Below are 12,547 nucleotides of genomic sequence, written 5' to 3'. Positions count from 1 at the left end.
GTTAATCCTCCTTAGACCATCTGATAATGCAGGATGCCCATGTAAGCCCTGCACCAAAACCAGACAGTGCTATAATGTCTCCCTTTTTGAACCGCTTGGCAGCAGATGCCTCAGCCAGGGCGATTGGAATGCAGGCAGCAGACATGTTGCCGTACTTCTGGATATTGACAATCACCTTGTCCATCGGCATGGACAAACGCTTTGCGGCAGACTCTATGATACGGATATTAGCCTGATGCGGCACCAGCCAGTCAATCTTTTCCTGTGGCATGCCAATCTTCTCCAGGGAGTTCTTGACAGTCCTGCCCATTGCCTTTACAGCAAACTTGAAAACTTCCTTGCCATTCATGTGAATGAGATTGAGCCGCTGGTCTATGGATTCCTTGCTGACAGGCATCAGGCTGCCGCTGGAAGGAATCTGTATTGCATCGCCGCCGGAGCCATCACTGCCCAGGTCAAAGCTGAGTATTCCATAGCCATCCTCAACCTGCCCCAGCACAGCAGCACCGGCACCGTCACCAAACAACACACATGTATTGCGATCTTCCCAGTTGATGTACTTGGAAAGAGTTTCTGCTCCTATCACCAGTGCCTTCTTGTAGACACCGGTCTCAATAAACTGGGCTGCCACGCTGGCTGCATAGGCAAACCCGGAGCATGCAGCAGACAAATCAAAAGCCGCAGCATGCTTTGCTCCCAGACGATTCTGAAGCATACAAGCAGTAGATGGAATAATTCTGTCAGACGTCAGGGTAGCAACAATTATCAGATCAAGCTCCTCAGCAGCCGTACCGGCATCAGCCAGCGCACTCTCAGCAGCCTTCATAGCCAAATCGGACATAGGAACCCCGTCCTCAGCGATACGGCGCTCCTTGATACCTGTTCTCTCAACTATCCATTCATCACTGGTATCAACTATCTTTTCCAAATCAGCATTAGTCATTATTTTTTCTGGAACATAATAGCCAGTTCCAAGAATACCTGCACTATATAGTTTCGCTGTCATTCGCTAGCAACTCCTCCTCTGCAATACTGTCACGGATATGGCCCGTAACATCATTCTTCACACACTCTATGGCTACGCCAATAGCACTGCAAATCGCTTTAGCGTTGGAAGAACCATGGCATATTATACAGCAGCCATTTACGCCCAAAAGCGGCGCACCGCCATATTCGGAAACATCCAGACGCCTGCCCAGCTTCTTCAGGGCCGGCATTACCAGCACCGCGCCAAGCTTTGCCAGAATGCCGCCGTTCTTAATCGCATCCTTGATCAGCTGGAATAAGGTCACAGCCAATCCTTCTGCAAATTTTAACACAATATTGCCAACAAATCCATCACAAATTACAACATCCGCCTTGCCGCTAGGGATATCACGGCCTTCAATATTGCCGATGAAATTTACATCCTTCGCCTGCTTCAGCATGGGATACGTGGCCTGAACCTTCTTGTTGCCCTTAGTTTCTTCCTCACCGATATTCAGAAGCCCCACCTTGGGGTTATCTATGCCATAAACATACTTGCTGAAAATCGAACCCATCATTGCCATCTCCGTCAGGTCCCGGGGCTTGGAGTCCACAATGGCACCGGAATCCAGGAGCAGTGCAATGCCGTGGGTGGTAGGCAGCGGCGTGGCAATCGAAGGACGGTCAATCCCCTTAATCATCTTCAGGAACATCTTGGCAGCCACCGTAGCTGCCCCGGTGCTGCCGGCTGACAGCACTCCGTCACAATCACCGCTCTTGACCAGCTTCGTGGCAACCACCAGGCTGGCATCCTTCTTGTGGCGGATGGCCTCCACGGGATGCTCCCCCATCTCAATGGCCTCGCTGGCATGATGAATGATCAGATGAGGATTATTGGCCATGCCGGTCTTCGCCAGCTCTGCCTTTATTTTTTCCTCATCGCCTACCAGAACTATATCGCATTTATACTTACGGACAGCTTCTACCGCACCCAGCACAATCTGCGCCGGTGCGTAGTCGCCCCCCATCGCATCAACTGCAATTCTCACAAAAAAGCCTCCTAATTAACTTCTGCCAAAGACACCATGATAAACTTCGCCCGGAACACCTCCTGCTTCTCGTTCCTGGTCTTTACCCAGACGAAAAACTTGTTGCTCCTCTGCTTGATGACCTCTGCCTTGGCTATCAGCATCTCCCCCACCTTCACCGGCACCTTGTACTTGATATTTGCCACGCCGGTCACAGCCAGCGGTGCATCAATCAGGGCCAGGGCAAGGGAATTGGCCTGAGAGAAAATAAAATGCCCCTTGGCAATCTTATTCCTGGCAAAAACCATATCCTCGGTAATCTTCAGCAGCGATATCCCTGAGTGACCTCTTTCCAAATCAATGACGTCACCTACAACCTCAGTCTTTTCCAAAGCGGTTATGTTGTCCTGAGCCTTCTCAGCCACCTGACGTATGCGCTCACGCACCTCAGGTATGCCCAATTCCATCCGGTCCAGGCGGATGGTCTGAATGCTGACCTCAAAAAGGCCCGCCAGCTCCTCATCCGTCAGGAAGGGCTTTTCCCGTACCTGGCGCAAGAGAATTTCGTGTCTTTCCTTTTTTTTCAATCTTGCCATCTCTATCACCTGTACATAAAAACAAGGCACAGTGCTGCAATCTGCTTGCACCAGGATGCCTGCTCACGAAAAATTAGTACCAGCTCATATAACTTGATTGCAATTATACATGGTTATATATAAAAAGGCAAGCGAAAATTATAAAATTTTAATGGAACTCACACAGCTGAGCAAAACACCCCCATGTCAGTATAATAAATTTTAGGCTTTTAGTACAGTGTTTTTTTCCAATTATGTAGCAATAATATTGCAATATCATGAATATTATGCATGCACAAAGTAAAATGAGCAGAATTTCAATCCTCATAAAACTGAAGGAACGAAACTCTGCTCATATTACTCATTATTCAGCTGCGGAAATTACTTCCTTGCCATCATAGTAACCACACTCTGTGCAAACATGATGAGGCAACTTTGGCTCATGGCACTGAGGGCACTCAACATAGCCAGGAACTTCCAACTTCCAGTTAGCACGACGGGAATCGCGACGAGCCTTGGACATCTTACGCTTAGGTACTGCCATTTCAGGATACACCTCCTTGGAAATTATTCGATACTCGAATTATTTTGCTTCAATAATTGCTGCAATGCCGCAAGTCTTGGGTCAATAACAGTACGGTCACAGCCACAATCGCCATGATTGAGGTTTGCGCCGCACTTCAGGCACAGACCGCGACAATCAGCGTTGCATATATTATTTAACGGCTGGTCGGACAGAAGCACGTCCCTGACCACAGGAGACAGGTCTATCACATCGCCGTCAAAATAATTCACTATTTTTGCCTTTTCGCCACCGGACACAGGCTCACTGCCATGCTGAAATTCTTCATTGAAGTCATGCACCTGCTGCAAGGAGGATGGCTCCAGGCAACGGTCACAGACGAAGGACTTGGTACAGCTTATCTGCCCGGTAAAACGGTAACAGCGACCGGTATGCACATATACGCCCCTGACAACGATATCCCCCTCAAAGGAATATGTGTCAGCAATGGCATCTATTTCCCCGGCTGTAGTGGTAAACTCAAAAGGAATTTCCTCACCGGGACGGTCAGCTAAATTTGCTACATTGATTTTCATCATAGAAATGTCAACCTCAATAATTATAGCTACAGAAAAATGCTTTGTCAAGTAAAAGTTCTTGACAGGCTGTTTTTTATTGTGGCATGATGGCGGCATGACAATGTCCACCTGCGTACACCTACCGCAATAATGCTGTCCACAGACACACAAACAGTATTACAAGCCTGCCAGAATCTCAAGGGCCTTCTGCACGGCATCGGCCTTGCCGGCGGTGACTGTCTCGCCGCTGCGGCGGATTTTCAGCTCCACCACGTCCTCTGCCACAGCCTTCGGGCCTACAGTGATACGCAGCGGATAGCCAATCAGGTCTGCATCCTTGAACTTGACACCGGCACGGTCCTTGCGGTCATCAAGAAGCACATCCACCCCTGCCTTTTTCAGCTCGGCATAGATGGACTCCGCCAGCTGCAGCTGCTCCTCATTCTTGGCGTTGACAGGTACAACCACAACCTCAAACGGTGCAATAGCCTTCGGCCAGATGATGCCGTTCTCATCGTTGTTCTGCTCCACAGCAGCCGCCATGGTGCGTCCTACGCCGATGCCGTAGCAGCCCATGACCATCGGCTGCTCCCTGCCGTTCTCATCCAGGAAGGTAGCCCCCAGAGCCTTGGAATACTTGGTGCCCAGGGTAAATACCTGGCCAGCCTCGATGCCCCTGGTCATCTTGATGGTGCCGCCGCAGCGAGGGCAGATATCCCCTGCCTTCACCATGCGGATATCAGCTACAACTACATCCTTGAAATCACGCTTCGGATTTACGTTGATGTAGTGCATATCCTTTTCGTTAGCACCGGCACAGGCATTATACATCTCCATAACGGTCTGGTCTACGACAATCCTGGTGCCTTCCTTGATGCCGATAGGGCTCATGAAGCCAGGACAGCCGCCAGCCGCCTCAATCACAGCCTCGTCAGCCATCCTGAGCTCAATCGCCCCCTCAATCAGGTTGATGACCTTTACATCATTTACCTCATGGTCACCACGGACAAATGCCAGCACCAGCTCATCAGTATCCGTCTGGAAAGCCACTGCCTTGATGCACTTTTCCAGCGGCAGGTTCAGGCACTCTGCCACCAGCTCAATAGTGTGGGCGTCCGGAGTTGCCACTTTTTCCAAAGGCTTTGCTTCTTCCTCCAATGCCCTGATGACATTCAGCTCCGCCTTTTCATCGCTGGCTGCATAGTCACAGCTGTCGCAGTAAGCTATGTTGGACTCACCGGCTGCTGCCAGCACGGTGAACTCATGGGAATGGCCGCCGCCGATGGCGCCGTTATCAGCCTCTACCGGGCGGAAATCCAGCCCCATACGGGTATAGATACGGGTATAGGCATCATACATCTTCTGATAAGAGAGATTCATGCCTTCCTCGTCCTTGTCAAAGGAATACAAATCCTTCATGATGAACTCACGGCCACGCATCAAACCGAAGCGGGGGCGTATCTCATCACGATACTTATTCTGAATCTGATACAGCATCAAAGGCAGCTGCTTGTAGGAACGCACTTCATCACGCACCAGGGTAGTCACCATTTCCTCATGGGTAGGCCCCAGGCAGAACTGACGGCCATGACGGTCACGCACCCGGAACATCTCATCACCGTACACGCTCCAGCGGCCGCTTTCCTGCCAGATTTCCGCAGGCTGCACAATCGGCATGGAAATCTCCTGGCCGCCTGCCTCGTCCATTTCCTCACGGATAATCTGCTCAATCTTCTTGATAGTACGCCATGCCAGAGGCAGATAGGTATAAAGGCCGCCGGCAGCCTTCCTGATCATGCCGGCCCGCAGCATAAGCTGATGGCTCCTGACCTCCGCTTCAGCCGGAGTCTCCCGTAATGTAGGTGCATAAAGATTAGTAGTACGCAATTTTATTTTTCCTCCTCCAGAATGGATTTTATTTCCTTGAACAATTCATCTACCAGCTCAGTCTCCGCCACCTTGCGGACAATCTCGCCCTTGCGGAACACCAGGCCTTCCCCCTTGCCACCTGCGATGCCCACATCTGCACCGCGGGCCTCACCGGGGCCATTCACCACACAGCCCATGACAGCCACGGAAATCGGCTCCTTGATATCAGCCAGCCGTGCCTCCACCTGGTCGGCAATACCGGCCAGGTCAATGCAGGTCCTGCCACAGGTCGGGCAGGAAATCAGCGTAGGGCCGTATTCCTTCATGCCAAGGGACTTCAAAATCTCGTTGGCCACCTTCACCTCCACCACCGGGTCTCCGGTGAGGGAAATACGGAAGGTATCGCCAATCCCCTGTGCCAAAAGGGCGCCAATGCCTACCGCGGACTTAATCATGCCGGTACGTGCCGTACCAGCCTCGGTAATGCCCAGATGCAACGGATAATCCACCTTTTCCGACATGAGCTTGTATGCCTCCAGCGTCAAAGGAACATCATGAGCCTTCAGGGAAATCTTCAGATCATAAAACTCCTGCGCCTCCAAAATCCTCACATGCTGCAGGGCAGACTCCACCAAAGCCTCCGCCGTTACGCCGCTATACTTCGCCAGGAGCACCTTGTCCAGGGAACCGGCATTGACGCCGATACGGATAGGAATACGCCGCTCCTTGGCCGCCTTCACCACAGCCTTGACATTTTCCTCCCCACCGATGTTGCCAGGGTTCAGGCGCAGGGCAGAAATCCCCTGCCTGATGGCTTCCAGTGCCAGGCGGTAATCAAAGTGGATATCCGCCACCAGCGGCACATTGACTTTTTTGATAATATTGCCAAGATTCAGTGCCGCCTCCATATCCGGCACCGCCAGCCGCACAATGTCACAGCCTGCCGCCTGCAGGGCATTGATCTGTGCCACCGTAGCCTCTGTATCCGTAGTCTTAGTATTGGTCATGGACTGCACCGAAACCGGTGCACCATCCCCAATAGCCACATCGCCAATATAAATCCTGCGAGTTTTTTTCCGTTCTATCATGTACCCAAACCTCACTTCATCAGGTCATTAAACGTCGTAAATATCATCAGGGACACCAGCAGGGTGACACCTGCCGCCTGAATGTAATACATTGCCTTCGGCCCCAGTGGCTTGCCCCTAAGTCCCTCCAGCACCAGCATCACAAAATGGCCGCCATCCAGGGCAGGTACAGGCAAAAGGTTGATAAGCCCCAGATTCAGGCTCAAAAACGCCGCAAAGTTCAAAAGAGGCAAAATCCCCTGATTGGCTACCTCGCCGGTCATTTGCACGATCCCCACAGGACCTGACAGCGCATCCGCCCCCACAGAGCCCTGTACCAGCTGGATAAGTGCCCCCAGCATGGCCATCAGCACAAAGACCACCTTCTGGAAAGCCAGCCCAGCCGCTTCCAAAATCCCCGGCTGATAGATATCAGCACTGCTGGTGATGCCAATGATAACACGCTTGCTGTCCGGCTCCTCCTCAGGTATCAGGGTAGCAGACCGAACCTCACCATCCCGCTGATATGTCAGCTTAAAAGGCTTGCCCTCTGCACCCTGAATCTGGCGGGAAATATCTTCCCATTTGGTAACCTCACTGCCGTCAATGGTCAGAATCCTGTCACCCTTCATAAGCCCTGCCATAGCTGCCGGCTTCTCCGCCATGACAGCTCCGATGACCGGCTCCGGCGAAGGCGTTGCCACTCCGGAAAAATAAAAAATCCCGAAAAAGATGAATATAGGCAGGACAAAATTCATGAAGGAACCTGCCAGAACCATCAGCATCCTTGCCCAGACTGGACGGCGGAAATAGGCACGTTCACCGGCACCTTCCTCATCCGGCACCATCACCACATTATCCCTGCTTACAGATGGCACATAGCGCTTCCAGCCACCAGGCTTGCCATCATCCTCTGCATTTTCCTCCGCCTCATTGCCCATGCGCTCAATGATCTCATAATCCATACCGGCAATCCTGTTAAAGCCCCCCAGGGGCACGGCACGAATAGCATACAGTGTTTCACCGTATTTGCGGCTCCACAGCTTCGGCCCGAAACCGATAGCGAACTCATCCACCCGCATGCCGGTGAGCTTTGCCACTATAAAATGTCCCAGCTCATGCACCAGCACCAGAAGGCCAAAAACAAAAATCGCCGCCACAATTGTCGTCATAAAGTCACCTCATCTTTTCCAGCCGGCTTCTGGTAAAGCTTCTGGCCCACTGGTCAGCCGCCAGAAGCTGCTCCAGGTCAGGCTGATACTCCACGTTACCGGCAGCCATCGCCCTTTCAATCAGGGTATAAATATCCAAAAAGCCCGTCCTGCCCTGCAAAAATGCCTCTACAGCCACCTCGTTGGCAGCATTCATGATGCAAGGCATAGTACCACCTGTACGGCCTGCCTCAAAGGCCAGCTTCAAGCCCCGAAAGGTGTCCAGGTCAGGCTTCTCAAAGGTCAGCTTCGCCAGCTCATAAAAATCCACCCGCGGGAAACCGGATGCTACCCTGTCAGGATAGGTCAGGGCATACTGTATGGGCAGACGCATATCCGTGCAGCCCAGCTGCGCCATGACAGTGCCATCATGATACTGCACCATGGAATGGACTATGCTCTGAGGGTGCACCACCACCTGAATGCGGTCATAATCCACATCATAAAGCCAGCGCGCCTCTATAACCTCCAGCCCTTTGTTCACAAGAGAGGCCGAATCCACCGTAATCTTCTGTCCCATATTCCAGGTAGGATGCGCCAGCACATCTTTTTTAGTAACTTCGGTCAATTCTGCTGCCTTCCTGCCCCGGAAAGGTCCCCCGGAAGCAGTCAGGATCAGCCTTTCCACAGCAGAGGCATCCTGCCCCTGCAAGCACTGGAACAGGGCACAATGCTCGCTGTCCACGGGCAGGATAGCCCGGCCCAGCTCCCTGGCCTTTGCCATGACCAGCTCACCTGCCACCACCAAAGTTTCCTTGTTGGCCAGGGCAATATCCTTGCCTGCCTCCAGTGCCGCCATGGTAGGCTCCAGCCCGGCAAAGCCCATCAGGGAAGTCACCACCACATCCCCGGCAGGATAAGCCGCCGCCTCAATTACCGCCCGGCGTCCGCCAGCCAGCTCCGTCCTGCCCTGATACCGTTCCTTCAGCCTCCCATAGGCTATCTCATCAGACAGCACAGCCAGCTCCGGCTGAAACTCCTCTATCTGCTTTTCCAACAGCTCATCACTACGGTTAGCCACCAGCACGGACACATGGAATAAATCAGGATGCTCCCGCACCACATCCAGGGTCTGGGTGCCGATAGAGCCGGTAGAGCCCAAAACAATCAAATTTTTCATAAACCGTTACCTCAAAGCCACAAACTGCACAAAATAATACACAAAAGGCACCGTATAAATAACGCTGTCAAACCTGTCCCAGATACCGCCATGGCCCGGAATAATATGCCCGGAGTCCTTGATACCCGTATAACGCTTCATAACTGACTCCACCAGATCCCCCAGTGTAGCAATAATGCAGATGCACAACCCCAGCACAGCCATCATCTGCACATCAAAGCCAAACAGCACCCCAAGCCCTGCCACAGAAGCAGTAGTGCCAATCAGGCCGCCAACAAAGCCTTCCACAGTCTTGCCCGGGCTGATGGACGGGCAAAGCTTGTGCCGACCCAAAAAGGACCCGGCAAAATAGGCAAAGGTATCGCTGGCCCAGGTACCAATCAAAGCAGTCCAGATCAGGGCACAGCCCGGCTCCAACACTCCAAGCTGAGTCTCCACCGGCGCCATGCCATGCTCCATCACCCGGAGCCCGATCAGATGGGCAAAGGACATGCCCAGATACAGCACACCGGCTGCTGAAACAGCTGCCGAAGGCACGCTGAAGGAGCCATGCAGCAGCACCGTCAGCAAAAACATCACCAGTACCGCCCCCAGGGACAGCATAGTCAGAAGCCCCGTGTCAAGACCGCCATAAGCAGCATAGCACATGGCAGACACAAACAAGCCGCCTATCACCAAGGCAGGACGGTATCCCTTCTTATCAAAAGCATTACAATACTCAAACCAGGCACCCAGTGCCAGCACCAGGCCGCAGACAGCAAACAGCGTACCGCCTGCCTGAATGACAAAGGCCGCCAGGCCGATGCCCACGATGCCGGTAATTATCCTAACTAACATGCAAACAACCTCTCATTATACAGCCTTGACCGCTGCCGGCCACAAGACCTGCCACCTATGCAGCACACCTCACCGCCAGTCAGCAGGCTATTATTATTTCTTCGATAAGCCGCCAAAACGCCTGTCGCGATGGGCATACTCATGCAATGCCCTGCCAAACTCCTCCTGGGTAAAATCAGGCCAGTTGGTATCCGTGAACCAGAACTCCGCATAGGCAGTCTGCCACAGCAGGAAATTGCTGAGGCGCATGTCGCCGCTGGTGCGGATAACAAGATCCACCGGGGGCAGGCCGCAGGTATCCAGCTGCTGCTCAATATCCTCCGCACTTATCTCCTCAGGCTTCACCATCCCTTTAGCAGACTGGGCAGCCAGCTCCTGCACCGCACGCACCAGCTCATCCTGGCCGCCATAATTCACGGCTACAGTGAACCTCACCCCGGTATTGTCCTTCGTCTGCTGCCTGGCATCCGCAATCTGCTTCTGCAGCCCCTTGGAAAGCTCCCAGGTGCGGCCAATAAAATCAATCCTTACATTATCCTCATCCATCTCATCAATCTCTTTGGCAAGATATTCCGAGAACAGATCCATTAAGAAATCAACCTCCGCATGAGGCCGTTTCCAATTTTCAGTAGAAAATGCATATACTGTCAAAGCATTAAGCCCCAGGGCAGTACACGCCTTGACAATTTTCTTCAACGTCTTTACACCGGCCTTGTGACCGGCAGTACGGATCAGCCCCTGGCCAGTAGCCCATCTGCCATTGCCATCCATAATAATAGCCACATGCTGTGGCAGCTGATCCTCAGTCAATTCCTCAAGATAAGATTTGTCCGAAGCATCATCATTTTTCTGTACACTAGAAAACAATTTTTTCCACACGATGATACCCTCCTGTACTAAGAAAATAAGCCCCTCCAAAGCACTTCAGAGGGGCATGTGGTTCTTCCCGGCACGGACAAGGCCGCGCCAAAAAAGTCATCAAGGAGCTACGATAGCACCTACAGGGCAACCTGCTGCGCAGGCACCGCACTCAACGCAAGTATCCTCGCTGATCTCATAATGAGACTCGCCCTCGCTGATAGCCTCTACAGGGCAAGTACCTGCACAGGAACCGCAAGAAATGCACTCATCACCAATCTTGTAAGCCATTACCAGACACCTCCTTCAGCAGCCGAGCTGCCAGTGTAATCTCCAAAACACCATCACCAAGCCGCTTCTGCCTGATGACATAATACCCATTATCCTCCAGAGGAAAAAAACTCTTAGTTGGATAAGTGATAACTGAATTATACATTATATGTGCCTCATTTAGCAAGCCTTTCGCCAAATCCCAGGGCAGGCCTACCACATCAGGCACCAAGCTGCCCTCACTCATAGCACACATTCCTTCAAAATACCGGCCCCAAAAGCCTGCCATCAGACCTCCATGATTTCCTTTTCCTTGGCTTCCCTCAGGGTATCAACGGTCTTGATGTACTTGTCAACCAGCTTCTGAACGGACTCCTGCCCCTTCTTGGACTCGTCCTCGGTAATCTCCTTTGCCTTCTCCAGCTTCTTGATGGCATCGTTGCCGTCACGGCGGATATTGCGGATAGCAACCTTGGCCTCCTCAGCCTTCTTGCCCACGGTCTTTACCAGCTCCTGGCGACGTTCCTGGGTAAGCTGCGGAATGGACAGGCGGATGGCAGTACCATCAGAGTTAGGGGACAAGCCCAGGTCAGACTTCATGATTGCCTTCTCAATATCGTGCATCAGGCTCTTTTCCCACGGGGTAATCAAAATCATGCGCGGCTCCGGCACGGAAACCTTTGCCACCTGGTTCACAGGGGTAGGTGTGCCATAATAATCCACCATTACCTTGTCCAACAGGGACGGAGTTGCACGGCCGGCACGCAGGGAGCCAAACTCCCTCTTTAAGGCCGCGATAGACTTTTCCAGACGCTCTTCGTTATTAGCAATAATTTCCTTAACCAAAATCAGTTACCTCCTACGGTAGTGCCGATGACCTCACCGACAGCTGCCCGGTAAATATTCTCATAATCTTCAATATTAAATACAACCAGCGGAATATCGTTGTCCATGCACAGGCTGGTAGCAGTGCTGTCCATGATGGCAAGACGGCGGGCCAGAATCTCTGAATAGCTCAGCTCGTCAAACTTCTTGGCATCAGGATTTTTATTAGGATCTGAATCGTAGATGCCGTCAGTGCCCTTCTTGCCCATGAGAATAACATCAGCCTTGATTTCCGCTGCACGCAGGGCAGCAGTCGTATCCGTGGAAAAATAAGGATTGCCGGTACCGGCACCAAAAATCACCACGCGCCCCTTCTCCATGTGGCGGATAGCCTTGCCACGGATATACGGCTCTGCCACCTGGCGCATCTCAATAGCAGTCTGCACCCGGGATGGCACACCCACCTGCTGCAGGCCATCCTGCATAGCCAGCGCATTCATGCAGGTTGCCAGCATGCCCATATAGTCAGCCTGAGCCCTGTCCATGCCCTTGGCACTGCCGGACAGGCCGCGCCAGATGTTGCCACCGCCTACAACGATAGCCACATCAATGCCTTCCTCATGCACACGCTTAATCTGCTTGGCAATAGTCTCCACCACGGCAGGATTGATGCCAAAGCCCTGATCACCTGCCAGGGACTCACCACTAAGTTTCAGGACAACCCGCTTGTATTTAGCTGCTCCCACTCAAATCCCTCCTACTTATCGGAAATATCATACTCTCTTAATTATACACTTTTAAAAAAAAGAGAACAATAAATTGTTCTCTTTTTATGGAAAAA

15 protein-coding genes are annotated in these 12,547 nt (G+C 52.2%); all 15 read right to left on the bottom strand.

Features of this window, described 5'->3' with window-relative positions:
• Position 1: 1 nt before the first annotated feature.
• The 15 genes from FYJ84_RS00205 to pyrH all read right to left on the bottom strand — a co-directional run bounded on the left by FYJ84_RS00205 (position 2) and on the right by pyrH (position 12,452).
• Complete coding sequence (locus FYJ84_RS00205) at positions 2-1,006, bottom strand: beta-ketoacyl-ACP synthase III (protein ID WP_154404956.1); 1,005 nt, start codon at positions 1,004-1,006, stop codon at positions 2-4.
• On the bottom strand, positions 987-2,015 hold the full coding sequence (gene plsX / locus FYJ84_RS00200) for a phosphate acyltransferase PlsX (RefSeq protein WP_277006789.1): 1,029 nt from the start codon (positions 2,013-2,015) through the stop codon (positions 987-989). The genes FYJ84_RS00205 and plsX overlap by 20 nt, the downstream gene beginning before the upstream one ends.
• Before the next feature lie 11 nt (positions 2,016-2,026).
• The gene (gene fapR, locus FYJ84_RS00195) at positions 2,027-2,590 is read right to left on the bottom strand and encodes a transcription factor FapR (RefSeq protein WP_154404954.1); all 564 of its coding nucleotides are present in this window, start codon (positions 2,588-2,590) and stop codon (positions 2,027-2,029) included.
• Positions 2,591-2,933: 343 nt separating this feature from the next.
• Positions 2,934-3,113: a 50S ribosomal protein L32 gene (rpmF, locus tag FYJ84_RS00190; RefSeq protein ID WP_154404952.1), complete on the bottom strand. Its 180-nt coding sequence runs from the start codon at positions 3,111-3,113 to the stop codon at positions 2,934-2,936.
• 23 nt (positions 3,114-3,136) lie between these two features.
• The gene (locus FYJ84_RS00185; RefSeq protein ID WP_154404950.1) at positions 3,137-3,670 is read right to left on the bottom strand and encodes a YceD family protein; all 534 of its coding nucleotides are present in this window, start codon (positions 3,668-3,670) and stop codon (positions 3,137-3,139) included.
• A 156-nt stretch (positions 3,671-3,826) separates the two neighbouring features.
• A complete protein-coding gene (locus FYJ84_RS00180) occupies positions 3,827-5,536 on the bottom strand; it encodes a proline--tRNA ligase (protein WP_154404948.1) in 1,710 nt (569 codons plus the stop codon).
• A 2-nt stretch (positions 5,537-5,538) separates the two neighbouring features.
• A complete protein-coding gene (gene ispG, locus FYJ84_RS00175) occupies positions 5,539-6,606 on the bottom strand; it encodes a flavodoxin-dependent (E)-4-hydroxy-3-methylbut-2-enyl-diphosphate synthase (protein ID WP_154404946.1) in 1,068 nt (355 codons plus the stop codon).
• Between the two features lie 11 nt (positions 6,607-6,617).
• Positions 6,618-7,757 carry an RIP metalloprotease RseP gene (gene rseP / locus FYJ84_RS00170; protein WP_154404944.1) on the bottom strand — a complete coding sequence of 380 codons (1,140 nt, stop codon included), beginning with the start codon at positions 7,755-7,757 and terminating at the stop codon, positions 6,618-6,620.
• A gap of 4 nt (positions 7,758-7,761) precedes the next feature.
• Positions 7,762-8,916, bottom strand: coding sequence for a 1-deoxy-D-xylulose-5-phosphate reductoisomerase (locus tag FYJ84_RS00165; protein ID WP_154404942.1), 1,155 nt, complete (start codon positions 8,914-8,916; stop codon positions 7,762-7,764).
• A 6-nt stretch (positions 8,917-8,922) separates the two neighbouring features.
• Positions 8,923-9,753, bottom strand: coding sequence for a phosphatidate cytidylyltransferase (locus FYJ84_RS00160; RefSeq protein ID WP_154404940.1), 831 nt, complete (start codon positions 9,751-9,753; stop codon positions 8,923-8,925).
• A gap of 93 nt (positions 9,754-9,846) precedes the next feature.
• Positions 9,847-10,632 (bottom strand): isoprenyl transferase, encoded by a 786-nt coding sequence (locus FYJ84_RS00155; protein ID WP_328596295.1) that lies wholly within the window; start codon positions 10,630-10,632, stop codon positions 9,847-9,849.
• Between the two features lie 99 nt (positions 10,633-10,731).
• Positions 10,732-10,902, bottom strand: coding sequence for a DUF362 domain-containing protein (locus FYJ84_RS00150; RefSeq protein ID WP_154404936.1), 171 nt, complete (start codon positions 10,900-10,902; stop codon positions 10,732-10,734).
• The gene (locus tag FYJ84_RS00145) at positions 10,883-11,170 is read right to left on the bottom strand and encodes a PASTA domain-containing protein (RefSeq protein ID WP_235901282.1); all 288 of its coding nucleotides are present in this window, start codon (positions 11,168-11,170) and stop codon (positions 10,883-10,885) included. Before FYJ84_RS00145 ends, FYJ84_RS00150 begins: the two co-directional genes overlap by 20 nt.
• Positions 11,170-11,730 carry a ribosome recycling factor gene (gene frr / locus FYJ84_RS00140; RefSeq protein WP_405720651.1) on the bottom strand — a complete coding sequence of 187 codons (561 nt, stop codon included), beginning with the start codon at positions 11,728-11,730 and terminating at the stop codon, positions 11,170-11,172. Before frr ends, FYJ84_RS00145 begins: the two co-directional genes overlap by 1 nt.
• A complete protein-coding gene (pyrH, locus tag FYJ84_RS00135; protein ID WP_277006766.1) occupies positions 11,730-12,452 on the bottom strand; it encodes a UMP kinase in 723 nt (240 codons plus the stop codon). The genes frr and pyrH overlap by 1 nt, the downstream gene beginning before the upstream one ends.
• Between the last annotated feature and the right edge of the window lie 95 nt (positions 12,453-12,547).

This window comes from Anaerovibrio slackiae, from assembly GCF_009695585.1.
In the GTDB taxonomy this organism is placed as follows: Bacteria; Bacillota; Negativicutes; order Selenomonadales; family Selenomonadaceae; genus Anaerovibrio; species Anaerovibrio slackiae.
This window is presented reverse-complemented; position numbering and strand designations above follow the sequence as displayed.

Coding starts and splice junctions, on each gene's coding strand:
- rseP (WP_154404944.1), bottom strand. CDS start 7,757: ATGACGACAATTGTGGCGGCGATTTTTGTTTTTGGCCTTCTGGTGCTG.
- FYJ84_RS00145 (WP_235901282.1), bottom strand. CDS start 11,170: ATGGCAGGCTTTTGGGGCCGGTATTTTGAAGGAATGTGTGCTATGAGT.
- rpmF (WP_154404952.1), bottom strand. CDS start 3,113: ATGGCAGTACCTAAGCGTAAGATGTCCAAGGCTCGTCGCGATTCCCGT.
- FYJ84_RS00150 (WP_154404936.1), bottom strand. CDS start 10,902: ATGGCTTACAAGATTGGTGATGAGTGCATTTCTTGCGGTTCCTGTGCA.
- fapR (WP_154404954.1), bottom strand. CDS start 2,590: ATGGCAAGATTGAAAAAAAAGGAAAGACACGAAATTCTCTTGCGCCAG.
- FYJ84_RS00165 (WP_154404942.1), bottom strand. CDS start 8,916: ATGAAAAATTTGATTGTTTTGGGCTCTACCGGCTCTATCGGCACCCAG.
- FYJ84_RS00160 (WP_154404940.1), bottom strand. CDS start 9,753: ATGTTAGTTAGGATAATTACCGGCATCGTGGGCATCGGCCTGGCGGCC.
- FYJ84_RS00185 (WP_154404950.1), bottom strand. CDS start 3,670: ATGATGAAAATCAATGTAGCAAATTTAGCTGACCGTCCCGGTGAGGAA.
- FYJ84_RS00205 (WP_154404956.1), bottom strand. CDS start 1,006: ATGACAGCGAAACTATATAGTGCAGGTATTCTTGGAACTGGCTATTAT.
- ispG (WP_154404946.1), bottom strand. CDS start 6,606: ATGATAGAACGGAAAAAAACTCGCAGGATTTATATTGGCGATGTGGCT.